Raw genomic sequence first — 23754 nt, forward strand, 5'->3', positions numbered from 1 at the left:
CGGCAGGAGGATGCGCGTGCCTATCCGGCTACTGCGCGGCCGGGAATTCGTCGGCCAGTTCCTCGAAGACCGCGGTGTTCATCGCGAAGGCCCGCCGGCCTTCGTCGAGCACGCGGCGGCGCTCCAGATCGTCGAGCGGCAACCGGTCGAGCAGGCCACGGTATTCCCGCTTGAACGCCGCGGGGTTGCCGACGCCGTCGAAGACGTAGAAGCGGACGCCGTCGCCGCGATGCGGCAGGTTCCACAGCTTCTCCGCGGTGCCGCGGATGACCTGGCCGCCGGACAGGTCACCTAGGTAGCGGGTGTAGTGGTGGGCGATGTACCCGGCCGGCCAGTCGCGCGCGCACTCGTCGATGCGTTCGGCGTAGGCCGCGGTCGCGGGCAGCGGTTCCAGGCCGGCACGCCAGTCCGGACCGAGCAGATGTGCGAGATCGCGCTCGAGTTCGGCGGTGCGGGCGAGCTCGGGCCGGATGAACGGGCCTGCGACCGGGTCGTCGGACAGCGCACCCCAGCGCTGTTCGAGCGCGCGATAGATGAACCACAGCTGACCGGTGTAGCGGTGATACGAGTCGACACCGAGGGCTCCGCCGAGCATCTCGCTCATGAAGCGGGAGTTCTCCGCCTCCGCGTGCTGTTGCGCGGTGGCGCTGCGGATCTGCGTCGAGAACGGCACTGCTTCCGACATGTCCGAACCACCTCACCTCACACCGGGGCCGCCACCGGATCGCGGCGCCCTGACCAGTTCGATAAGAGGTTACCGGGCGGCCGTACGGCGCGCATGCACCTCGCGGCTCAGTGCGCGGGCGACGATCGGCGGCGACGCCGGACGATCGGGCGGCGCAGTGAGCCGAACCGGCGCAGAATCCGCGGCCTGCGCACGGTGCGGTCGCACCACTCGCCGAGGGTGACTCCGGCCGCGAGCGCGCAGCCGATGCCGAAGGCCGACAGCAGCTGGTTGCCCCCGATCAGCAGTTCGTCGTTGAGCAGGGCGTAGAGCCCGCGGTAGACCTTCAGTCCCGGCAGCAGCGGGGTGATGCCCGCGACGGCGACAACCAGTGGGGGAGTCAGCGCGCGGCGGGCCATGAGACCACCGGCCAGGCCGACCAGCGTCGCGGCGGCGCCGGAGGAGATCACCGGGCCGAAACCCGCCTCCTGGATGAGGACGAAGCAGATGATGCCCGCGGCGCCGCTGCCTGCGGCGGCGGCCAGGGCCCGGCGTTCGGCGTAGCAGGCGAGCGCGAACGCCAGCGCCGCCACCGCACCGGCCAGGATCTTCACCGGCAGGTCGGTGAGGTCGCGGGCGGAGGTCAGGTAGACCGGCGGCACCGTGGCGTCGAGGAGATCGGCGATACGCAGGGTGAGCGCGATGCCCGCGATGATGCCGCCGGTCATCATCATCACCTCGAGCATGCGGGCGGTGGCGGTGATGGGCGCGCCGGTGATCGCGTCCTGTACCGAGCCGACCAGTTGCAAGCCGCTGAGCAGCACTGTGATTCCGGCCGCGATGATCAGGGTGGGGTCGACGTCGATCCGCAGGCGCGCGGCCAGGCTCGCCAGCACGATGGCCGGGATCGCCGCGATGGCGCCGCCCACCATGTGCTGGAAGAAGAACGGCAGCCCGTAGCGATTGAGGACGCGATTGGTGCGGTCGATCGCCGCGGTGGTCGCGAAACTGACCGCGGCCACGAGGGCGCCCGCGCCGAGCAGCGCGGCGATCGCCGCCGCCATCAGCGACCACGCGGCGGTGGCGGTCCACCGGTGATACGGGTGCGGCGCCGAGGTGATCGCGTCCAGGGCGGCGCGGGCCTGGTCCGGCGGGACCACCTCGTTGCGGATTCGGCGGGTCAGCCGGTCGACGGCGGCGAGCCGGGTGAAGTCCAGGGCGCGGTAGTGCACGATCCGCATGGTGCTGGCCGGCGGCAGCGCGGGCCCGCGGTCGGCCCAGATGCGAATGGCGTCGTAGGTGACGTCGATGCTGCAGCGGGACAGTCCGTAGGTGGCGGCGATGAAGCGCACCGTCGTGGTGGTGTCCACCACGCCGGTGCCGGAGGCGAGCACCACCTCGCCGACTCGGACCGCGAGGTCGAGGACCTCGGCGACCCTGGCGTCGTCGGTCAGATCGATCGGCTGCAACGGTGTCGGCGCGGTGACGATGGTGTCCGCGGTCGCCTGCCGGTCCGCCACCAGCAGGCCGACGGCCTGGGTGACGACCGGAATCGGCCGGGCGCGCCGCAGGCGAAGCCCGCGACGCCAGCCGAGGTGATCCACCGGTTCGGTGATGACATCGCCTACGGAAGATGCGTCAGGACTCATGGACGCGAACCTAGTCATCCGACGACTGCTTGGCATCCGCGCGGGTCGCGGCGGGCGCGCCGGCTTGCATCGACCCTTGGTCATACGGGCGAATCGTGGTAGAACTTGTTCTAATTTCGGCGATGGGAGTGCGTGCCGTGCGGTACGGAATCGTGTTGTTCACCAGCGATCGGGGCATCACCCCCGCGGATGCGGCACTGGCCGCCGAGCGTGCCGGTTTCGACACGTTCTACGTCCCGGAGCACACCCACATCCCGGTGGTCCGCGCCGCGGCGCACCCGCGCACCGGCGATGCGAGCCTGCCCGACGACCGTTACCTGCGCACGCTCGACCCGTGGGTCGCGCTCGGCACCGCGGCGTCCGTGACCGAGCGCATCGGTTTGTCCACCGCGGTGGCGCTGCCCGCCGAACACCATCCGATCACCCTGGCCAAGACCATCGCCTCACTGGACCACCTGTCCGGCGGCAGGGTCAGCCTCGGCGTCGGATTCGGCTGGAACACCGACGAACTGGCCCACCATGGCGTGCCCGCGGGCAAGCGCAGGACGGTGCTGCGCGAACATCTCGAGGCCATGCGCGTGCTGTGGACCGAGGAGGAAGCCGTCTTCGACGGCGAGTTCGTCACCTTCGGCGCCAGCTGGTCGTGGCCGAAGCCGGTGCAGAAACGCATTCCGGTGCTGCTCGGCGCGGCGGGCACCGAGAAGAATTTCACCTGGCTGGCCGAGCACGCCGACGGATGGATCACCACACCGACCGAGGACGGTCTCGACGAGAAGATCGCGGCGCTGCGCCGGATCTGGCGCGAGCGCGGGCGCGCGGACAGCCCCGCGGTCGTCGCGCTCGCCGGTCGGCACGACGCGGCGCAACTGGCGCGCTGGGCCGAAGCCGGTGTCACCGAGGCGGTTTTCGGACTGCCCGATCGTCCCGCGGAGGACGTGCGGGCGTACCTCACGCGACTGGCCGGGAAGCTCGGGATCGAGCACACCGGCTGACCCGCCGAGTGGGAGGTGGCCCGCGCGAATGGGTTCGCGCGGGCCACGTCGGGCGGTGTCAGCGCAGGTCGCGTCTGCGGAAGGCGGTGACGCCGACGGCGAGCAGCAGTGCCGCGATCGCGAGCAGCCACAGCACCGGCCGAGCTTGGAATTCGGCGCCGGGCACCTTCGGTGGATGTACGAACGGCACCAGATCGACCACCCTTTGCGGCAGTCCGTCCAGTGAGCCGACGAAGAAGATCACCACCATGGCGCTGAGCACGCCCCAGGCGACCGGGGCGAACCGGGGCGCGAGGCCGTAGAGGGCGACCGCGATGCCCGTGACGACCCACACCGCGGGCACCTGGACAGCGGCGGCGCCGATCGACTGGCCGAGTTTCGTGCCGAGGTCGCCGCCGGTGGCGCCGTACACGAGCCCGATCGCGACGCCGGAGACCAGCAGGGCCGCGGCGGGGCCGAGCAGCGCGAAGCCGATGTGGCTGAGCGCGTAGCGGACGCGGCCGACGGCGCCGGACAGCGTGGCCTCGGCCCGGGCGGTGGTCTCCTCGTCGTGCAGCCGCAGGGCGGCGGAGATCGAGTAGGCCGACGCGGCCGCGGCCAGCATCGTGATCGCGTAGGTGATGAACGACTGCTGCAGCTGCTGTGAGCCGCCCATCCGGGTGACCATGTCCCGGATGGACGCGCTGCCGTCGAGCATGTCGCCGACGCTGTTCACCGCGCCGCCGATCAGCAGGCCGTACAGAGCGAAGCCCACCGTCCACGCCAGCAGGGTGCCGCGCTGCAACCGCCACGCCAAACCGAAGGGGCCGGACAGGGCCGCGGCCGCGGCGGAGGGCCCGGGACGCTCGGCGATGAGTCCCGAACCGATGTCGCGGTTGCCGAGCAACGCGTACGCCAGCGCGGTGCCCAGGATCGCGAGCGCGGCGAAGGGCAGCAGTACCCACCAGCGTTCCTCGGCGTACGGGCGGATCTGCAGTGACCATCCGATCGGGGAGAACCACGACAGCACACCGTTTCCGGCGTCACCGACCGCGCGCAGGGCGAACGCCGCGCCCAGGGCGCCGAACGCCACCCCGCGCGCCACTCGCGCACCGGCGCTGACCTGCGCGGCGACCGCGGCGACGGCCGCCCAGACGATGCCGGAGGCCGCCAGGGCGGCGCCGAAGGCCACCGATCCCGCGGCGGGCAGGTCGGCGCCGTAGAGCGACGCCGCGCACACGACTCCGGCGAGCAACGCGCCCGCGTAGGTCATGATCAGGGTGGCGGTGAGACCGGCGAAACGCCCGATGCTGGTGGCGCCCACCAGTTCCGCGCGCCCGGTCTCCTCTTCGACCCGGGTGTGCCGGATCACCGTGAGCACCGTGGCGATGGCGATCATGGTGTACATGGCGCCGGCTTTCCAGGTCCCGATCGAACCGAGCGCGGAACTGAACACCGGCCCGTACATTGCGATCAGCGCGGGGCTGCCGGCCGTCGTGCGCGCGAAGCTGTCCAGCGAAGCCTGGTTGTCGTACAGATCTTTGATGCTGACGACCTGCAAGGCGGGCATCAGGCCGATGAGTAGCGTCCACAGCGGCAGCACGATCCGGTCGCGCCGCAGGTACAGCCGCAGCAATTGCCCGGTGCCCGCGAAATCGCCGGATACGCCGAAGGCCGGCGCCGCCGCGGCGCGGCCGGCGAGGGCGGTGGTCATGCTCGCACCTTCTCCCCGGTGGCCGCGGTGGACTCGGCGTCGTGACCGTCGACGTGGTAGTGCCGCAGGAACAGTTCCTCGAGCGTCGGCGGCGTGCTGGTCAGGCTGCGCACGCCGGCGTCACCGAGCACCCGGATCAGCTCGCCCAAGTGCTCGTTGTCGACCTGGCAGCGCAGCGTGTGGTCGTCGAGTTCGATGTCCGCCACGCCCGGGATGCGGCTCAGATCGCCCGCGTCGCCGGTCAGTTCGGCGGTGATCGAGGTGCGCGACAGGTGGCGCAGGTCCGACAGCGACCCGCTCTCCACCGTCCGCCCGGCCCGGATGATGGTCACGCGCTCGCACAGCACCTCGACCTCCGAGAGGATGTGGCTCGACAGCAGGACGGTCGCGCCGCGCTCCTGCGCCTCGTGCACGCACTCTCGGAAGACCTGCTCCATCAGCGGGTCCAGGCCCGAGGTCGGCTCGTCGAGCAGCAGCAGCCGCGCGTCGGAGGCCAGCGCCGCGACCAGCGCGACCTTCTGGCGGTTGCCCTTGGAGTAGGTGCGCGCCTTCTTGCGCGGGTCGAGGTCGAAGCGCTCGATCAGCTCGTCGCGCCGTTTCTCGTCGAGGCCGCCCCGCATCCGCGACAGCAGATCGATGGTCTCCCCGCCCGACAGTGACGGCCACAGCGTGACATCGCCCGGCACATAAGCCAATTCGCGGTGCAAGGCGACCGCGTCGGCCCATGGGTCGCGGCCGAACAGCCGGGCCTGCCCGCCGGTGGCGCGCAGGATCCCCAGCAGGACCCGGATGGTGGTGGACTTGCCCGCCCCGTTGGGGCCGAGGAAGCCGTGGATCTCGCCCTCGGCGACGGTGAGGTCGAGGCCGTCCAGCGCGGTGACGTGACCGAAAGTCTTACGCAGATCGCGGACTTCGATGATGTCGGACATCACTTCTCCTTGGTGAATGTGTCCAAGATCGTGGGATCGGTGAGCAGCCCTTGGGTGTAGAACTCCAGGGCCGGTGGGGTCAGTTCTTCGGTGAGCTCGCGAATCGCCTTGCGATAGTCGATCGTCTCGTCGCGGTGCTGGCGCATCTGCATGTACAGCATGGTCGCGCCGACGTTCAGCATCATCAGGTAGCGAGCGCGTGCCGCCGGATCGCGGCTCGGCTTGATCCTGCCCGCCTCGACCGCCTTCTCGAGATAGCCCTCGGCATCGGCGGCCATGTGCTCGAACAGTGATTCCGCCATCGGTCCGCCCGCCTGCAGGCTGCGCACCATATAGGCGACCAGCGGCGCGTACGACTCGACCTCGGCCAGGGCGTCGAGCATGCCCGCCTTCACCGACGACGCGGTGATCGCCTTGACCTTCTCGTCGCGAATCAGCTGCAGGACTCGGTCGTCGCAGGCGGCGCGCAGGCCGTCCTTGGAACCGAAGTGATGGTTGACCAACCCGGGTGAGACGCCGGCGGCGGCGGCGATCTTGCGGACTCCGACCTGGAATCCGTGTTCGCCGAACACCTCGATCGCGGTATCGCGAATGCGGGCCGCGGTGGTCAGATCCTCGGCGGATCCTTGCGGAACGGGCTGTTGGTTAAACACATGTTCAGTATATTAAACAGTCGTTCAACGGTCTAGCAAGGCCTGCCGCGAACTTGTCGCGCGTCACGGTTTGCCCCCCGTGTACCGGGCTATCGTCGAGACATGACTAGCGGCACGGCAACGACGGCGGACCACCTACGCGCGGCACTCGACGGGCCCTGGGCGGCCGTCCGGGAGGAAGCCCGGACCCTGCTGGCCAGGGACGAGTTCACCGCCGATCCCTATCAGGACTACAAGGCCGCTCGGGCGCGGGTGCTCGAGCAGATGAAGGCGATCTCCACGATGGGATTCGCCGAGCGCGGCTTCCGCCGCGAGAACGGCGGTACCAGTGAGCCTGGCGCGGCGGTGGTCGGCCTGGAGATGCTGGCGTACGCCGACCTGTCGCTGTGGGTGAAATCGGGCGTGCAGTGGGGGCTGTTCGGGGGAGCCGTGGAGAACCTCGGCACCGAACGGCACCGGGAGTACATCGAGCGCTTGATCTCGCTGGATCTGCTCGGCTGCTTCGCCATGACCGAGTCGGGGCACGGCAGCGACGTCGCGAACCTGGAGACCACCGCGACCTACGACCCGGACACCGAGGAGTTCGTGGTGCACTCGCCGACGCCGTCGGCGCGCAAGGACTACATCGGTGGCGCGGCCGAGCACGCCCGGATGGCCGCGGTATTCGCGCAGCTGATCACGGGCGGGGAGAACAAGGGCGTGCACTGCCTGCTGGTGCCGATCCGCGATGAGAACGGCGCCGATCTGCCCGGCGTCACCACCTACGACGACGGCCTCAAAGGCGGTCTGCCCGGCGTGGACAACGGGCGCATCGTCTTCGATCACGTGCGGGTGCCGCGGGAGAACCTGCTGAATCGCTACGCCGACGTCGCGCCGGACGGCGCCTACAGCTCCGAGATCGAGAACCCCAGCCGCCGGTTCTTCACCACGCTGGGCACCCTGGTTCGCGGGCGGGTCAGTGTCGGCGGCGCCGCGGCGGCCGGTGCGCGCGTCGCCCTGAGCATCGCGGTGCGCTACGCGCTGCAGCGCCGCCAGTTCTCCGACCCGGACACCGGTGTGGAGACCGTGTTGCTGGACTACCGCAGCCATCAGCGCCGCCTGCTGCCGCTGGTCGCGAAGTCCTACGCGCTCGCGTTCGCGCAGAACGACCTGGTGCGCCGGATGCATCTGGTGCAGACCGGCCAGAATCTCGAGGCGGGCGCGCAGCGCGCGCTGGAGAAGCGCGCCGCGGGTTTGAAGGTCGCGCAGACGACGCACGCCACCCGCGCCATCCAGGAATGCCGCGAAGCGTGTGGCGGCGCGGGATATCTCACGGAGAACCGGCTGGTCACCTTGAAGGCCGACACCGACGTGTTCACCACCTTCGAAGGTGACAACGTCGTGCTGACCCAGCTGGTGGCCAAGGAGTTGCTCACCTCCTACGCCGACGAGGTGCGCGACCTGGACGCGCTGGGCTGGGTGCGTTTCGCCGCGACCATGGCCGGGGACGTGGTGCGCAAGCGGTCCGGCGTGCGTCAGCTGATCCAAACCCTGCGCGACCGCGGGGACGACTCCATCGACGAGGGCGACCTGTCCCGCCGGGTCGTGCAGCTGCAATTGTTCGCCGACCGCGAGGACTACCTGGTCCGCACCGCGGCGCACCGGCTGCGCGCCAGGGCCGAGGAGACCGGTCCGTTCGAGGCGTTCAACAACGCCCAGGACCACATTCTGGCGGCGGGCGCGGCGCACATCGACCGTCTGGTGCTCGAGGCGTTCATCGAGGGCATCGCCGACATCGAGGATCCCGACGCGCGCGAACTCGCCGACTGGATGTGCGACCTGTTCGTCTACACCACCATCGAGGAGAACCAGGCCTGGTACATCATGCACCGGTTCATGTCGGTGGATCGGGCGAAGGCCGTGCGCCGCGGCGTCAACGAGCTGGTCGACCGGCTGCGCCCGCACGCGCTGACGCTGGTCGAGGCCATGGGTGTGCCGGAAACGATGCTGCGCGCGGCCATGCTCGACGACGCGAGCGTCTTCGAGCGCACCCAGCCGCTCCCGGCCTCGTCGTAGGCCGGCCTGCGCACCTGTTCCCGGCGATCAGCCCGGTCCGTACGTCCCGAGCGCGGTGACCACGAACCACAGCACCCACACGAAGGCGACGACCATGCCGATGACCAGGACGGTGCGCATCACCGCGCGGCCGAAGTCCAGGTCGCCGGACTCTCGCGGATACAACTTCCACGGGCTGTACCACGGCGCGCGGATGGCGAAGCGGGACGCCTGCGCATCCCGCTCGGCCTGCGCGAGTTCCTCCGCGTAGGCCTCCGCCTGCGCCTGGTTCGGGCCGCCGTGCCAGAGCGTGATGTCGATCGGGCCGAGGAAGCCCTCGTTGAGCAGTTCTTGCGGCGCGGGCAGATAGGGCAGGATGCCCAGACCGCGGAACGCGGTGGCGACGTCGTTGGCCGTCCAGAGAAACTTCTCCTGGACGGCCAGCGCGTCGAAATAGTGCCGGAGCCGGCCCGGGTCGTCGCCGATGATCACGTCGAAACTCGGATCGGCCCACCGTTGTTCGAGCTGGAGCTGGGCGCCCGGCAGCGGGACGAGCAGCGCGACGCCGTGCACGACGCGCTGCCCGAGACCACGGGCGGCCAGCCATTCCTGCAACGCGAAGGTGTGCTCGCGCGACTTGTCCAGCGGTGTGCGGCGGTCGCGGCTCTCGGTGGCGACCGGCTCGCCGTTGATGGTCCACTCGCCGTTCAACGGAACCTCGAGGACACCGTCCTGCCGGGCGACCAGCGCGTCGGCTTCGATCACCACGCAGCTGGTCGGCGTCCAGATCACCGCGTCGAACTGATGGAGCCGGTCTTTGTGGAACAGGCTGCAGGTGATCGTCGCGACACCGTGCGGACTCGAGGAGTCCTTCCACGTGCGCAGCCAATCGATCAGCGCGCGCTCGGCATTGGTTCCCGCGGCGTTCTGGACTCGCACGAGCATTGGCGGCCACCCTTCACGTCGACACTCGACAGTGGACAGGATACGAGGTGCCGCAACGGATTCGCCGCGCCCGTGCCGAGCGGCGGCGTGTCGGACGTGCGTCGCGGGCGCGCTACTCCGGGTCCGCGGCGTCGATCCGGCCCGTCCGCACCGCCTCGACCAGTTCGGCATGATCGGCCTCGGTGCGGTCGGCGTAGCGCACCGCGAACGCCGCCACCGCGTCGTCGAAGCGCTCGTCCCCGTCCAGGTATCCCGCGAGCAGGCGCGGATCCAGCGAGCGGGAATGGGCCCGCGCCAGCAGTGCGCCCGCCAACCGGCCGTAGTCGTCGAGATCGTCGGCGGGCAGTTCGGCGGGATCGATGCTGCCCTTCATATTGCGGAATTGCCGGACGATGAACGGCAGCTCGGCGCCCTCGCCGGTCGGGTCGAGGGAGGTCCAGCCGAGCAGGATGTCCGACTCGGACTGGACGAGCCTGGCTCCTTGCACGATTCGTTCGCCCTCGTGCCGCACGACGGGCGTGGGCAGGAACGGGGCGAGTGCCGCCGCGGCCGCTTGCTTCACCTGCAGGACCAGTGCCTCGCCGTCGTTGCCGTGCAGCAGCGCGAGGTAGCTGTGCAAGCCGACGCTGCCGGTCCCGACGATCCGGAAGGCGATGTCGGACACCGCGAATCGAGTCAGCAGGGTGCGCCGCGACTCGGGCAGCGTGGCCGCGTAGCGCTCCAGCCCGCCGGTCACCGCCTCCGCGACGCGCTCGTCCACCGTGGTGAGAATCGGGGGATCGCTGACGAAGCGGTGCTTGCGGATACCGGTCTGGTGGTCCTCCAGGTGCTCGGTCCACTTGGCGACCACTTTGGCGCTGGTGTTCTTGCGCGCCTTCTTGGCCGCCTTCTTGAAGTCGTCGAGCAGGTCGTCGGCCTTGGCGCGGGCGATCACCGACTCGTCGGGCAGCGCGCACCAGGAACTCATGAACGGCATCGCGGCCAGCTCGTCCACGGCCAGGCGGTAGGAGCGGGCGGCGTCGCGCGCCGCCGTGCGGCACTCGTCCTCATCGGCGCCCGCCTCGCGCCCGGCCAGCACCAGGCTGGCCGCGAGGCGCTCCAGATCCCACTCCCACGGTCCGGGTACGGTCTCGTCGAAATCGTTGATGTCCATGATGATCTCGCCGCGCGCGGTGCCATACAGGCCGAAGTTCGCCGCGTGCGCGTCACCGCACAGCTGAGCGGCGAGCCCACTGTCCGGGCCACCCGCCAGATCGGCCGCCATGAGACCGGCCGCGCCCCGGTAGAAGGTGAACGGGGAGGCGATCATTCGCCCGATCCGCAGCGGTATCAGGTGCGGCAGCCGGCCGGCGTTGCTCGCGGCGACGAATTCGAGCACGCCGGGTCGCCGCACACTGGTGGCCTCCCGGTCCCTGGCGATGACCGGAACCCGCTGACGCAGGGCCCGTCCGCGAGCCCTGATCTCCTCCGCCGGCACGTAGGAGCGCAGGTCGATACCACTGTCTGACACAACGGCTCACGCTAGCCGGTGCGGCCGCTCCATGTGGTGTGGTGAAGCCCTCACTGCGCCGGGATACGGGGCGGCGCCGGCTCGATCGGCAGGCGCAGCGCGCCCGGCGCCGTCGCGGGCACCGCGGGATGCGCCGGGGCCACCGGAGCGATGCGCCGGTAGGGCGATCCCAGCTCAGGCCTGGAGTCGGGGTCGGCGCGGTTGGGCCAGAACGCCATCGCGCGCTCGGCTTGCGCGGTGATCGTCAGCGACGGGTTCACGCCGAGATTGGCGGTCACCGCCGAGCCGTCCGCGACGTGCAGGCCGGGATGACCGTAGACCCGCTGGTACGGGTCCACCACGCCGGTCTGCGGGCTGTCGCCGATCACGCATCCGCCGATGTAGTGGGCGGTGGCGGGAATGTCGAACACGTCCATGATCAGCCCGTGGGTGTCGCCGTCGACCTTCGCGCCGAACCGCCTGCCGATGTCGTGGGCCAGCGGGATCCAGGTCGGGTTCGGCTCGCCGGTGCCCTGTCTGGTGCGCAGCCGCCCGCGCTTGCGGAACGAGGTCAGCGAGTTGTCCAGCGACTGCATGATCAGCAGGATCACCGACTTCTCCGAGGCGTGCCGTGCGTTCAGGCTGCGCAGGAACACCAGCGGGTGCAGCAGGATCGCCAGCAGGAAGCGCAGGAAGCGGAACGCGCCGCCGTCCACGATGGGTACCGACATCGGGAACAGCGCGTTCTGGCCCTTGCCGTAGTGACACACCTCGACGTGGGTGTCGGGCTCCGGGTGGATGGAGGAGGTGATCGCGATGCCCTCGGCGAAGTCGCGGCGGGCGCGGCTGACCACATTGAGGATGGCCTCGGAGTTGCTCCTGGTCAGTTCGCCGAGCCGGGGCGACAGGTGCGGCAGCACGCCGTCGTCCCGCATCTTGTGCAGCAGCTTCTGGGTGCCGAGCGCGGCGCCCGCGAACACCACCTGCTCGGCGGTGAAGGTTCTGCGGTGCTTGCGGATCCAGCGGCCGGACCGCTCGGTGCCGACGGCGTATCCGCCGCCGGGCAGCGGCCGCACGGCGGTGGCCGTGGTCAGCGGGTGAACCTCCGCACCGGCCTGTTCGGCCAGGTGGAGATAGTTCGTGGTGGTGGTGTTCTTGGCGTTGTGCGGGCAGCCGGTGAAGCAGCGCGCGCAGTGCACGCAGCCGGTGCGGCGCGGACCCGCGCCGCCGAAGTAGGGGTCGTCGACCTCCGTGCCGGGATCGCTTTCGTTGAAGAACACACCGACCTCGGTCGGATGGTAGGTGTCGGCCACGCCCAGGTCCTCGGCGATCTCCCGGATCACCTCGTCGGCCGGGGTGGTGCGCGGATTCGGCGCGACCCCGAGCATGCGCTTGGCCTGGTCGTAGTACGGCGCCAGCTCCGCGCGCCAGTCGGTGATGTGCGCCCACTGCCGGTCGGTGTAGAAGTTGGGCAGGGGTTCGTAGAGCGTGTTCCCGTAGATCAGCGAGCCGCCGCCGACGCCCGCGCCGGAGAACACGGCGCACTTGCCGAGCAAGCTGATCCGCTGCGGACCGGTGAGGCCCAGGCGCGGCGCCCAGATCGACTTGCGCACATCCCAATTCGTGCGCGGGATGTCCTCGGCGTTCCATCGGCGGCCTGCCTCGAGCACGCCTACCCGGTAACCCTTCTCGGTGAGCCGCAGGGCGCTGACGCTGCCGCCGAAACCGGAGCCGATCACCACCACGTCGTAGTCGAATGCGGACATGACTTCCTCTCGCTCACCGGCCACTCGGTGAGAAATATTTCAAATCATTCTGTCACCGTCGCACTGTGGCGGAAACCATCCTCGCACGGGCATGCCGGGCCGAGATCCGGAAATTCGGCACCTGAAGATGGCGAGGAACCGGGTGCGTGGGGTATGCACGGGGCGTGACAACCGAATCGGGCACAACCCAACCGGAGGAGCGCGCCGCCGACGGCGGAGTGCGGGGCGTCTTCGCCGACCGCATCCTGACCGTGCCGAATGTGCTGAGCGTGTTGCGCCTGCTGGGCGTCCCGCTGTTCCTTTGGTTGCTGCTGATCGAGCGGGCCGATGGCTGGGCGTTCGCTCTGTTGGTCGTCAGCGGCGTCACCGACTTCCTGGACGGCAAGCTCGCCCGGCTGCTGGAGCAGTCCTCCCGGCTGGGAGCCCTGCTCGATCCGTTCGTCGACCGGCTCTATCTGGTCACCACGCTGGCGGCCTTCGTGATCCGCGGCCTGATCCCGTGGTGGGTGGCGGTGATCCTGGTCGGGCGCGACCTCGTGCTCACCGCGACACTGTCGGTGTACAAGCGCCGCGACCTGCCTCCTCCGGATGTGATCTACCTCGGCAAGGCGGCCACCTTCGCGCTGATGTCCGCGTTGCCCTGGCTGCTGGCCGGCCAGATGGACTGGGCTGCCGCCGGTTTCGGGCGGGCCTTCGGCGGGGCACTACTGATCTGGGGCACCGCGGTCTACGTCTGGACCGGCGTGCTCTATACCGGCAAGGCCATCGCGGTCGCAAGAGCGATACCGGCTGTGGGGCATCGGAGGGCGTAGCCGATAGAGTTTGCGTGCAACGTTCAAACGAAAGGACGGCCTGTGACCCAGACCCCCGAGGATCTGCGCTACACCGAGCAGCACGAATGGGTACGCCGGATCGGCCCGACTCGGGTTCTGGTCGGCATCACCGACTACGCCCAGTCTCAACTCGGTGACGTTGTGTTCGTGCAGCTGCCCGAGACGGGTGCGGACGTGGCCGCCGCGGACAGCATCGCGGAGGTGGAGTCGACCAAGAGCGTGTCCGACATCTACGCGCCGTTGAGCGCGAAAGTCGTTGCGGTGAACGACACGCTGACCGCGGAGCCGGAGATGTTGAACACCGATCCCTACGGTGACGGGTGGCTGTTCGAGTTGGAGGTGGGCGATGCGGAGAAACTCGACGCGACGCTCGGTGAACTGCTGGATGCCGCAGGTTATCAAGGAGTTATCGGGGGCTGAAGCAGCCTTCCCAGTTCTACCTGCACGGGTGCGGCCCGGCAGGGTACGGTCAATGCCAACAGATGCACCCGGCGGTCGCGCCGGGAATCTAGAGACTCGACGGCAGGTCGTGGTACCAGAGGTATCACCTGCTTGCAGGGATAATCAGGTTCGAGGAGGAGAGAAACGGTGAGCGAGAACAAAGACCCGGGTTACGGGGAGACCGCGGCCGAGACGACGTCGGTCTTCCGCGCGGATTTCCTGAACGAGGTCGACGCGTCGCGCTCCGGAGAGCCGACCGGCGAGCAGCCGGTCCAAGGGGTCGAGGGTCTGCCCGTTGGCGCGGCCCTCCTGGTCGTCAAGCGCGGCCCGAACGCGGGCTCGCGGTTCCTGCTGGATCAGCCGACCACGTCGGCGGGGCGCCACCCCGACAGTGACATCTTTCTCGACGACGTCACCGTCAGCCGTCGGCACGCCGAGTTCCGCCAGGACGACGATTCGTTCCAGGTCGTCGATGTGGGCAGCCTGAACGGCACCTACGTGAACCGGGAGCCGGTGGACTCCTCGGAACTGCAGAACGGTGACGAGGTACAGATCGGTAAGTTCCGGCTGGTGTTCCTCACCGGGCCGCGCGCCCAGGTGACCGACTCGTCGGCGGGTGCGGGGAGTCTGTGACAGCGTCGGCGCCGGGTCGCGCCCACTCATGAAAGGCTCGGAGTCATGAAGGACCCAGCGCTGTGACCGGTGCGGCGCAGTGGGCACGCGGAGGAATGTCGATCGGCTCCGTGCTAGACCTGCTGCGCCCCGACTTTCCCGACGTCACCATCTCCAAGATCCGCTTCCTGGAAGCGGAGGGCCTGATCCGGCCGGAGCGGACGCCTTCGGGCTACCGCAGGTTCTCCGTCGCGGATGTGGAACGGCTGCGATTCGTACTGACCGCGCAACGCGACCAGTACCTGCCGTTGAAGGTGATCAAGGAACAGCTCGAGGCAATCGACAGCGGTGCGGCGACGCTCGGCGTGCGGGAAGCCCGCGCCCGAGCGCACTCCGCCCGGCCCGGAACGCCGGAGTCCGGGCGGCGCACACCGGAGGCCGGACCGGCCGTACCGGATTCCGATCGTGGCGTGCGCCCGGCGGCGGCGCCTCGCAGGCTCGGCGTCGTGCCGAGCGAGATCTCCCCGGATGATCTGCGCTTCGATCACGAAATCCGGATCACCCGGGCCGATCTGCTCGACCAGGCCGGGATCGAGGACAAGTTCCTCAACGACCTCATCCGGGCGAACCTGATCACGCCCGGCCCGGCGGGGTACTTCGACGCGGACGCGGTCACGCTGGCCAAGACCGCGCGGGCGATGGCCGAATTCGGTTTGGAGGCACGGCATCTGCGTGCGTTCAAGCTGGCCGCCGACCGGGAGGCCGCGCTAGTGGCGCAGATCGTCGCCCCGATCGCGAAGAGCCGGGACGCGGGTGCGCGCGCCCGAGCGGAGGAGACGGTGCGCGAACTGGCCGCGCTGTCGCTGACCCTGCACACCTGTCTGGTGAAGTCCTCGGTCCGGGGCTCGCTCGGGGGATGACCCCCGGCGGGCCCTGTTCCGTAGGTTTCGGCGACCCAACACGGTGATTTCGGCTGTGCAGACGGATCGCTGGACCGGTGCGGGTTCGCCTAGACTCGTGGTACGGCTAGCTCTGCAGCGGTCATGCCGGGCCGGCGGCGAGTATGGGAGGCAGTGCGATGAGCGAAATGCGCGTGATCGGCATCCGTGTCGAGCAGCCACAGAACCAGCCCGTGCTGTTGCTCCGCGAAGTGGCGGGTGACCGGTATCTGCCGATCTGGATCGGGCAGGCCGAGGCGACGGCGATCGTGCTCGAACAGGAGGGGGTGACCCCGATCCGCCCGCTGACGCACGACTTGATCAAGATCCTGATCACCGAGCTGGGGCACACCCTCAAGGAGGTGCGGATCGTGGATCTGCAGGAGGGCACCTTCTACGCCGATCTGGTCTTCGAGAACGATCTGCGGATTTCGGCGCGGCCGTCGGATTCGATTGCGATCGCCTTGCGGGTGGGTTGCCCGATCCATGCCGAGGAGTCGGTTCTCGAGGAAGCCGGCCTCGTGATGCCGGACGAGCGCGAGGACGAAGTGGAGAAGTTCAAGGAGTTTCTGGAGTCGGTCTCCCCCGACGACTTCAAGGCGACCGATAGCTGAAGTAGAGGTCGAGACTTTTCCCGCGCGTCGCGTTTGGCTCGATGACGCCGCTCCCTGGACAATCGGTGGGGAGTAATCTCGACAGTTGGGCCACGACCGTTTCGGCCGAATCCGCACCGATTCGGTCGGTGACGGAGCCGGGTCATCGATGAGGCTGGGAATGCGTCGGCGAAGCAAGGGAGTGGTCAGTGGCAGAGCAATCGCAGGATGTGGTACAGCCAGGCCTGTTCCCCGACGACTCGGTACCTGACGATCTGGTCGGCTATCGCGTTCCCAGTGCGTGCCAGGTCGCCGGAATCACCTACCGGCAGCTCGACTACTGGGCGCGCACCGGTTTGGTGGTGCCTTCCATCCGGAGCGCCGCGGGTTCGGGAAGTCAGCGGCTGTACTCGTTCAAGGACATTTTGGTCCTGAAGATCGTCAAGCGGTTGCTCGACGCGGGCATCTCGCTGCAGAACATCCGGATCGCGGTCGATCATCTGCGCAGCCGCGGTGTGCAGGATCTGGCGGGGATCACCCTGTTCTCCGACGGCACTTCGGTGTACGAGTGCACCTCGGCCGAGGAGGTCGTCGATTTACTGCAGGGCGGGCAGGGGGTCTTCGGGATCGCCGTCAGCGGCGCCATGCGCGAGCTGACGGGCGCCATCGCCAATTTCCCCGCGGAGCGCGCGTCGGCGATCACCGAACGCCCGGAGGACGAGCTGTCGTTCCGTCGGAAGGCGCGGATGAACCGCAAGACGGGCTAGAATTCGCCCAGTTCAGCGCGGAACATCAGGAACGAACGCTTCCCACGGCCGGGTAAGGCGCGCAGCCTCCCCGGCCGTGGTGTGTGACAGCGCCGCCGGCGGGGACAAGGGGCCGCGGCGGCCAGCGAGGAGGGGGCGCCGTGCAGGCAGGCGACATCACCGGGTTGGTCGGGCCGATCGGCCGGATCGACGCGTTTCCGACCGTCGACGAACTCGACGCGTTCGCCGACGCGGTCGCGGCCGCGCATCCCGACCGGGTCTCGGTCACCGAACTCGGGCGGTCCCGCGGCGGTGATCCTATTCGCGCGGTGACGGTCGGATCGGGCGAACGGCACATCCTGGTCTTCGGCAATCCGCATCCGAACGAACCCATCGGCATGGCCACGATTCGCCACCTGCTGGGCCGGATGGCCGCCGACGAGTCGGCAACCGTCGGCGCCACCTGGCATTTCCTGCTGTGCGTCGACCCGGACGGCACCCGGTTGAACGAAGGGTGGTTCGCGGGACCGCACACCAGGACCGGCGTCGCGCGCGGCTTCTATCGGCCACCCGCCGTCGAGCAACCCGAATGGTGCTTCCCGACCGAGTGGCACGGCCGGCGCGTCGGCGTGCCGCTCCCGGAGACGAAAGCGATGATGTCGCTGATCGACCGGACCCGGCCCGCGTTGATCGCCTCCCTGCACAACGCGGAATTCGGTGGCGGTTTCTTCTACACCTCCGGCGGCGAGCCCGGATACTGGTCAGCGCTGACGACCCGCCTTTCCGCCGCTGGTGTGCCGATCTACCAGGGCGAACCTGATGCGCCGGGCGCCCGCATGCTGGCTCCCGGGGTCTTCGAGCTGCCGCTGTTCGAGGCGATGGCCGATCTGCTCGCGGCGCAGGGCCTGGACGCGGTCACCGCGCTGGGCGGGGGCGGCTGCCGGGACTACGCGGCGCGCTACGGCACGGCGATCCTGGTGTGTGAACTGCCGCTCTGGGCCGACGCGCGGATCGGTGACGGCTCGGCGGGCGACCGTGTACTGGGTGACCTGCTCGACGCCACGGCCGCGGACTATCGGGCCATGGCCGAGGTCGCCTCGGAGGTGCTCGCGCGGGTCGAGGGCCGGTTGAGCGGGCGCAGCCCGTTCGAGCGGTCGGTGCGCGCACTGGTCGCCGGGCTGCCCGGTCTGGCGGTGAGCAGACAGGCTGTGCCGGAACGGGATCGGATCGCGACCCGGGGCGAGATCTTCGTCGGACAATACGACTGGACCGCGATGCTGCGCCTCCGGCTGGGCGGCATGCTGCTGCGCCTGCTGGAGGACGAATACGCCCGCGGCGGGGCGCCGGTGCTGGCCGCCGAACGCGAGCGGTTCGCCGCGGTCTTCGAGCGATGGTGCAAGGATGTGGAGCAGAACGCGCCGGGCGTCGCGGTGCCGCTGGATCGTCTGGTGGGCATCCAGGCGGAATCGATCATGCTGGCCGCGACGAGGCTGCGTGCGGGGCTGCCCATCTGACCGGGGCCGCTCACCGGAGTGACCAGGACAACACGGTGCGGGCGGGGTCCCATGGCGCGCTCCGGCGTGGCGTCGGCATAAACTGACGGTGCGTCGCCGCCGTGCGGGAGAGCCTCGGTCTCGAAAAGAGTCCGAGCGCCGAAGGAGCAGCACCTCCCCGTCAATCTCTCAGGCAAAAGGACCGTGCGGGCTTCGGCGCCTCTGGAAAGCGGTGGCTTCGAGCTGCCCGCCCATGGGGAAAGGGTCTCGGCCACCGGTCGCGGCACCCGAATCTCTCAGGCGCCACGACAGAGGGGGAGGGCCGGTACCCGTCGACCGCCTGGCCGACCCCGCCCGACCTTGGGAGCTGTTGTGACTCGCTCATTCGCCGACCGCCATATCGGACCCGACCGGGAGGAACTGGCCCGGATCCTGGACGTCGTCGGCGTGCCGTCGCTGGACGCTCTGGCCGCAGCGGCGCTGCCCGCCAGCATCCTCGACGGCGAGGGCCTGGCCGGGCTGCCCGCGGCGGGCTCGGAGCACGAGGTGCTCGCCGAGCTCGCGGAACTGGCGCAATCCAACACCGTGGCCACCTCGATGATCGGGCTGGGCTACTACGACACCCTGACCCCGCCGGTACTGGTGCGCAACCTGCTGGAGAATCCGGCCTGGTACACCGCCTACACGCCCTATCAGCCCGAGATCAGCCAGGGCAGGCTCGAGGCGCTGCTGAATTTCCAGACGATGGTCTCGGAGCTGACCGGCATGGACGTCGCCAACGCGTCCATGCTGGACGAGGCGACCGCCGCCGCCGAGGCGATGACGCTGCTGCGGCGCGCGAGCAAGGTGAAGTCCGGGCGGCTGCTGATCGACACGGACCTGTTCCCGCAGACCAGGGCGGTGCTCTACACCAGGGCCGAGCCGCTGGGGCTGGAGATCGTCGAGGCGGACCTGTCCACCGGCGAGCTGCCCGCAGGCGAGTTCTTCGGTGTCCTGGCGCAGACGCCCGGAGCCTCGGGTCGCGTCGTGGACCGGACCGGCCTGATCGCGGCGGCGCACGATCGCGGAGCGCTCGTGGCGATCGGTGCGGACCTGCTGGCCATGACCCTGATCACGCCGCCCGGTGAGCAGGGCGCCGACGTGTGCTTCGGTACCACCCAGCGCTTCGGCGTCCCGCTCGGCTTCGGTGGGCCGCACGCCGGATACCTCGCGGTGCGGCAGCCGCAAGCCCGCCAGCTGCCCGGTCGCCTGGTCGGCGTCTCGGTGGACGCGGACGGCGCTGTCGCCTACCGGCTGGCCCTGCAGACCCGCGAGCAGCACATCCGCCGGGAGAAGGCGACCTCCAACATCTGCACCGCGCAGGTGCTGCTGGCCATCGTGGCCGCGATGTACGCCTCCTACCACGGCGCCGACGGATTGCGGGCGATCGCCCGCCGGGTGCACGGGCACGCCGCGGCGATCGCGGCCGGGCTGGACGGCGCGGTCGTGCACGACAGTTTCTTCGACACGGTGCTCGCACACGTGCCGGGAGGCGCGGAAGCCGTTGTGGCGAAAGCGAAGTCGCGCGGGATCAATCTGCGCCCGGTCGACGCCGACCACGTCGGCATCGCGTGCGACGAGGCGACCACCGACGCGCATGTCGCGGCCGTGCTCGAGTCCTTCGGCACCGCGGTGTCGTCCGAGCCGGGTGCGTCCGCGCCGGTCGCGGGGATCGAGAACCGCACCTCGGAATTCCTCACCCACCCCGCGTTCACGAAGTACCACACCGAGACGGCGATGCTGCGGTACCTGCGCACGCTGTCCGACAAGGACATCGCGCTGGATCGCAGCATGATCCCGCTGGGCTCGTGCACGATGAAGCTCAACGCCACCGCGGAGATGGAGGCCATCACCTGGCCGGGCTTCGCGCGCGTGCATCCCTACGCGCCGGTCGAGGACGCGCCCGGGCTGCTGAAGGTGATCGCGGACCTGGAACGCTGGCTGTCGGACATCACCGGCTACGACTCGGTGAGTCTGCAGCCGAACGCGGGCAGCCAGGGCGAGTACGCCGGTCTGCTGGCCATCCGCCGCTACCACCTCGACCGCGGTGACACCCATCGCGATACCTGCCTCATCCCGTCCAGCGCGCACGGCACCAACGCGGCGTCGGCGGCCATGGCCGGGCTGCGCGTGGAGGTGGTCAAGTGCCGCGCCAACGGCGACGTCGACCTCGACGACCTGCGCGCCAAGATCGCCGATCACGCCGATCGCCTGGCCTGCATCATGATCACCTACCCGTCCACGCACGGCGTCTACGAGCACGAGGTGGCCGAGTTGTGCGCGCTGGTGCACGACGCGGGCGGTCAGGTCTATGTGGACGGCGCCAATCTGAACGCCCTGGTCGGCCTCGCCCGGCCGGGCCGGTTCGGCGGCGACGTGAGCCACTTGAACCTGCACAAGACGTTCTGCATTCCGCACGGCGGCGGCGGTCCCGGCGTCGGGCCGGTCGCGGTGCGCGCGCACCTGGCGCGCTACCTGCCCGGCGACCCACTGGAAGCGGGGTCGCACGCGGTGTCGGCGGCGAAGTACGGCTCGGCCTCGATTCTGCCGATCACCTGGGCTTACATCCGCATGATGGGCGCGGGCGGGCTGCGCCGCGCCTCACTGGCGGCGATCGCCTCGGCCAATTACATCGCGCGGCGGCTGGACGAGTACTTCCCGGTGCTCTACACCGGCGAGCACGGCATGGTTGCCCACGAGTGCATCCTGGACCTGCGCGAGATCACCAAGCAGACGGGCGTCACCGTCGACGACGTGGCGAAACGTCTCGCGGACTACGGTTTCCACGCGCCGACCATGAGCTTCCCGGTGGCCGGGACCTTGATGGTCGAGCCCACCGAGAGCGAGAACCTCGCCGAGCTGGACGATTTCATCGAGGCGATGATCGCCATCCGCGCCGAGATCGACCAGGTCGCCGCGGGCGTGTGGCCGGTGACCGACAATCCGCTGCGCGGCGCGCCGCATACGGCGGCGTCGCTGGTAGGAGAGTGGGAGCACCCCTACAGCCGGGAGGTGGCCGTGTATCCCCGAGGGCTCGCGCATGCCAGGGCGAAGGTGTGGCCGCCGGTGCGCCGGATCGACGGCGCCTACGGCGACCGGAACCTCGTGTGCGCCTGCCCGCCGCTGGAGGCGTACGCGGGCTGAACCGTGGGCCCGCCGGAGTCATCCCGCGGCCGCCACCTTCGCGTACGTGTTCACCAGGTCCGGCCAACCGCCCGCGCCGCCGACCGCGTCGTGCATGGATGCCCAGCCGGAGCCGTGCTTCTCGAAATCGGAGTGCACCAGCGTGACGGCGGTGCGATCGGCAGCGACGGTCGCGAAAGTGACATCGATCCGGCTGGCGCGCTCCGGATCGGGCTGGTGCTGCCAGTCCAATCCGATCTGCCAGGAGAACGCGAAGTGGGTGGGCGGCTGCCAGACGAGCACGGTCCCCACGGGCATTCGGTGCCGTCCTCCTCCCAGCCGAGGCAGCGGCCGCCAACGCGCGGCTCGATCACCTCCTCGGCGAGCCGGCCGGCGCCGATGTGGTGCGCGCGTGGCCACCAGCTGTCGATGCCGGTGGGATTCGGTGTCTACGATTCGGCGAGGTGACCAGGCGTGAATTCCGGCGGGAGGCGCCGAACGGTCCCGGCTACGGCGTGGTGAGCGCTTGGACGACGGCGTTGCCGAAGCCGATGTCGTCGGAGGTGGCCAGCCGGGTGTAGCGGCCGCCGGTCTGTTGCGCGACGGCCTGAAGCGTCTGGGTGCCACTACCACCGAGCACGATCACGTCGACGCGCACAGGGCGGGCGCTGTCGGTCGCGGCGGTGATGCCGGCCGCCAGTTGGGTGCCGGTGACCGAGGAATCGTCGTCGGGTCCGTCGGTGATCAGCAGCACCGAATTGGTGCGGCCGCGCGTGTACCCCGCCACCGCGCTCTTGTAGGCCGCGATCAGGGAAGGGTAGGCCTGGTCGGTCTTGGTCTCACTCGGACGCAGCGAGGTCAATGCGGTACCGATCTTCGTCCGCTGGTCGGTGCCGAGCGCAGCGGTGGCGGCCGCCACCCGGTATGGGGTGACGCCGTCGAGGTTCTTGCCGAAAGTCCACACGCCGAGACCGAAGTCGGGCGGCATCACCGTCATCGTGGAGTTCAGGGCGGCGAGAACGTTCGCCAGGCGCGTCGTCGCACCCTCGGCGGTGCCCATCGATGCGGACACGTCGACCAGGACGGTCGATTGCACGCCGAGCACGGGGTTGGCCAGCGTGGCGCGCACTTTGTCGAGTGCGCCGCGCGCCGGGACCGCGGCCGCGGCCGGCGGCGGACTGCCGAAGCCCGCCGCGAGGAAGGCCTGCGCCTGCTCGGGCTTGCGCAGGTAGTCGGTGAACCGTCCGGCAATGAGATTCTGTGTCTTGTCCACCCAGGCGCCGGACATCAGCGCGGCAGGGTAGTCGGCCACGGGTGCCGACCCGGCGGGGCGGAAGGCGGCGACTCCGGCGACACCCTTCAGTTGCTGTTCTGTAGCTGCGATCGCGTGCACCGGCGCGTCCTGCGCCGTGAGCTCTGCCAGCGCGGCCGCGGTGTCGGCGGCCTCGGGCGCGTCCGCGGCGAGCCCGGAGATCGCGGCGATCACCTGGCCCGACTGCGCGTCCTGCGCACTGAGCGGCTCGGCACCCGAGACGGCGGACCCCACCGCCGCGGCCGCGGCCAGCGTGGCGTCACCCGAGGGGAGCGCCATCCGCAGCCCGCCCCACCCGCTCAGCCCGATCTCGCCGAGCGAACCCTGCTGTAATTGCGGCAGATCGGCCCAGGACACGTCGGCCTGCTCCAGCGCACGCCGCAGCTCGTCCGGAACCGCGAGCACGATCGGGCTGGCAGCGATGGGCACCGGCGCGCCCTCGATCAGACCGGGGACCCGCATGGACTCGATGGAACGGGTCGAATCGGCGATCCACAGCGCCGGCTGCGGGCCGAGTGCCTGGTCCCAGGGCTTACCGCTGGTGAACCCCGCGACGATCGCCGCGGAGGGCCGCGCGGTCACCTCGACCCGCGCGCAGTGGTCGCGCACTTTCGGCCGGGTGGCGTTATAGCCGTCCGCCGCGGCCCGCACTTGCGCCGCGATGCTGGGATCGGCTGTCACGTAGAGCGTCGCGGGCCCTTCCACGCATTCGGCCGCCGCCGCGCTGTCCTGATCCGCCGCGCGATCACGCAGCTGGAACCAGGCGACGACGATCGCGGCCAGTAACGCAATGGCAACCACCGCGATAAC

At 69.8% G+C, this 23754-nt stretch carries 20 protein-coding genes and 1 riboswitch; of the genes, 10 read left to right on the forward strand and 10 right to left on the reverse strand.

Annotated elements, in window-relative coordinates:
- Nucleotides 1-28: 28 nt before the first annotated feature.
- Together NNI01S_RS10745 and NNI01S_RS10750 are read right to left on the reverse strand one after the other, a co-directional pair.
- Nucleotides 29-685, reverse strand: a complete 657-nt coding sequence (locus NNI01S_RS10745) for a biliverdin-producing heme oxygenase (RefSeq protein WP_063019912.1) — start codon at nucleotides 683-685, stop codon at nucleotides 29-31.
- A gap of 107 nt (nucleotides 686-792) precedes the next feature.
- Complete coding sequence (locus NNI01S_RS10750; RefSeq protein ID WP_084488701.1) at nucleotides 793-2313, reverse strand: threonine/serine exporter family protein; 1521 nt, start codon at nucleotides 2311-2313, stop codon at nucleotides 793-795.
- A gap of 137 nt (nucleotides 2314-2450) precedes the next feature.
- On the opposite strand from NNI01S_RS10750, the gene NNI01S_RS10755 reads away from it, so the two are divergent.
- A complete protein-coding gene (locus tag NNI01S_RS10755; RefSeq protein ID WP_063020093.1) occupies nucleotides 2451-3305 on the forward strand; it encodes an LLM class F420-dependent oxidoreductase in 855 nt (284 codons plus the stop codon).
- Nucleotides 3306-3363: 58 nt separating this feature from the next.
- Here the strand turns inward: NNI01S_RS10755 and NNI01S_RS10760 are convergent, their stop codons facing one another.
- From NNI01S_RS10760 to NNI01S_RS10770, 3 genes are read right to left on the reverse strand one after another with little or no spacing between them, the layout of a single operon-like run.
- A complete protein-coding gene (locus tag NNI01S_RS10760) occupies nucleotides 3364-4998 on the reverse strand; it encodes an ABC transporter permease (RefSeq protein ID WP_063019913.1) in 1635 nt (544 codons plus the stop codon).
- Complete coding sequence (locus NNI01S_RS10765; protein WP_063020094.1) at nucleotides 4995-5927, reverse strand: ABC transporter ATP-binding protein; 933 nt, start codon at nucleotides 5925-5927, stop codon at nucleotides 4995-4997. The genes NNI01S_RS10760 and NNI01S_RS10765 overlap by 4 nt, the downstream gene beginning before the upstream one ends.
- Nucleotides 5927-6580 carry a TetR/AcrR family transcriptional regulator gene (locus tag NNI01S_RS10770; protein ID WP_063019914.1) on the reverse strand — a complete coding sequence of 218 codons (654 nt, stop codon included), beginning with the start codon at nucleotides 6578-6580 and terminating at the stop codon, nucleotides 5927-5929. The genes NNI01S_RS10765 and NNI01S_RS10770 overlap by 1 nt, the downstream gene beginning before the upstream one ends.
- A 102-nt stretch (nucleotides 6581-6682) precedes the next feature.
- Between NNI01S_RS10770 and NNI01S_RS10775 the strand changes: the two genes are divergently transcribed.
- Nucleotides 6683-8635, forward strand: coding sequence for an acyl-CoA dehydrogenase family protein (locus NNI01S_RS10775; RefSeq protein ID WP_063019915.1), 1953 nt, complete (start codon nucleotides 6683-6685; stop codon nucleotides 8633-8635).
- A 27-nt stretch (nucleotides 8636-8662) separates the two neighbouring features.
- Here the strand turns inward: NNI01S_RS10775 and NNI01S_RS10780 are convergent, their stop codons facing one another.
- From NNI01S_RS10780 to NNI01S_RS10790, 3 genes are all read right to left on the reverse strand, one after another.
- Complete coding sequence (locus tag NNI01S_RS10780; protein ID WP_063019916.1) at nucleotides 8663-9559, reverse strand: nuclease-related domain-containing protein; 897 nt, start codon at nucleotides 9557-9559, stop codon at nucleotides 8663-8665.
- Nucleotides 9560-9671: 112 nt separating this feature from the next.
- The gene (locus tag NNI01S_RS10785) at nucleotides 9672-11069 is read right to left on the reverse strand and encodes a DUF2252 domain-containing protein (RefSeq protein ID WP_063019917.1); all 1398 of its coding nucleotides are present in this window, start codon (nucleotides 11067-11069) and stop codon (nucleotides 9672-9674) included.
- 50 nt (nucleotides 11070-11119) lie between these two features.
- Entirely contained in the window at nucleotides 11120-12814 is a 1695-nt protein-coding gene (locus tag NNI01S_RS10790; RefSeq protein ID WP_063020095.1) for a GMC oxidoreductase, read from the reverse strand.
- 218 nt (nucleotides 12815-13032) lie between these two features.
- Here NNI01S_RS10790 and NNI01S_RS10795 point away from each other — a divergent pair, with 218 nt between their 5' ends.
- The 8 genes from NNI01S_RS10795 (at nucleotide 13033) to gcvP (ending at nucleotide 21653) form a co-directional block, all read left to right on the forward strand.
- Entirely contained in the window at nucleotides 13033-13626 is a 594-nt protein-coding gene (locus NNI01S_RS10795; RefSeq protein ID WP_063020096.1) for a CDP-alcohol phosphatidyltransferase family protein, read from the forward strand.
- A gap of 42 nt (nucleotides 13627-13668) precedes the next feature.
- The gene (gene gcvH, locus NNI01S_RS10800) at nucleotides 13669-14067 is read left to right on the forward strand and encodes a glycine cleavage system protein GcvH (RefSeq protein ID WP_063019918.1); all 399 of its coding nucleotides are present in this window, start codon (nucleotides 13669-13671) and stop codon (nucleotides 14065-14067) included.
- A 168-nt stretch (nucleotides 14068-14235) separates the two neighbouring features.
- Entirely contained in the window at nucleotides 14236-14721 is a 486-nt protein-coding gene (gene odhI, locus NNI01S_RS10805; RefSeq protein ID WP_043690204.1) for an oxoglutarate dehydrogenase inhibitor Odhl, read from the forward strand.
- Nucleotides 14722-14816: 95 nt separating this feature from the next.
- Nucleotides 14817-15620: a transcriptional regulator FtsR gene (ftsR, locus tag NNI01S_RS10810; RefSeq protein ID WP_063019919.1), complete on the forward strand. Its 804-nt coding sequence runs from the start codon at nucleotides 14817-14819 to the stop codon at nucleotides 15618-15620.
- 158 nt (nucleotides 15621-15778) lie between these two features.
- A complete protein-coding gene (locus NNI01S_RS10815) occupies nucleotides 15779-16252 on the forward strand; it encodes a bifunctional nuclease family protein (protein WP_039797829.1) in 474 nt (157 codons plus the stop codon).
- Nucleotides 16253-16440: 188 nt separating this feature from the next.
- Nucleotides 16441-16998: a MerR family transcriptional regulator gene (locus NNI01S_RS10820; protein ID WP_039797830.1), complete on the forward strand. Its 558-nt coding sequence runs from the start codon at nucleotides 16441-16443 to the stop codon at nucleotides 16996-16998.
- Nucleotides 16999-17138: 140 nt separating this feature from the next.
- Nucleotides 17139-18491 (forward strand): M14 family zinc carboxypeptidase, encoded by a 1353-nt coding sequence (locus NNI01S_RS10825; RefSeq protein ID WP_063019920.1) that lies wholly within the window; start codon nucleotides 17139-17141, stop codon nucleotides 18489-18491.
- Between the two features lie 94 nt (nucleotides 18492-18585).
- Nucleotides 18586-18685, forward strand: a riboswitch (glycine riboswitch).
- Between the two features lie 157 nt (nucleotides 18686-18842).
- On the forward strand, nucleotides 18843-21653 hold the full coding sequence (gene gcvP, locus NNI01S_RS10830) for an aminomethyl-transferring glycine dehydrogenase (RefSeq protein ID WP_063019921.1): 2811 nt from the start codon (nucleotides 18843-18845) through the stop codon (nucleotides 21651-21653).
- 18 nt (nucleotides 21654-21671) lie between these two features.
- Here the strand turns inward: gcvP and NNI01S_RS10835 are convergent, their stop codons facing one another.
- A complete protein-coding gene (locus tag NNI01S_RS10835) occupies nucleotides 21672-21950 on the reverse strand; it encodes an SRPBCC domain-containing protein (RefSeq protein WP_084488705.1) in 279 nt (92 codons plus the stop codon).
- 190 nt (nucleotides 21951-22140) lie between these two features.
- Nucleotides 22141-23745: a VWA domain-containing protein gene (locus tag NNI01S_RS10840; protein ID WP_063019923.1), complete on the reverse strand. Its 1605-nt coding sequence runs from the start codon at nucleotides 23743-23745 to the stop codon at nucleotides 22141-22143.
- Nucleotides 23746-23754 lie beyond the last annotated feature (9 nt).

The sequence above is a fragment of the Nocardia niwae NBRC 108934 = DSM 45340 genome (assembly GCF_001613465.1).
Classification (GTDB): Bacteria; Actinomycetota; Actinomycetes; order Mycobacteriales; family Mycobacteriaceae; genus Nocardia; species Nocardia niwae.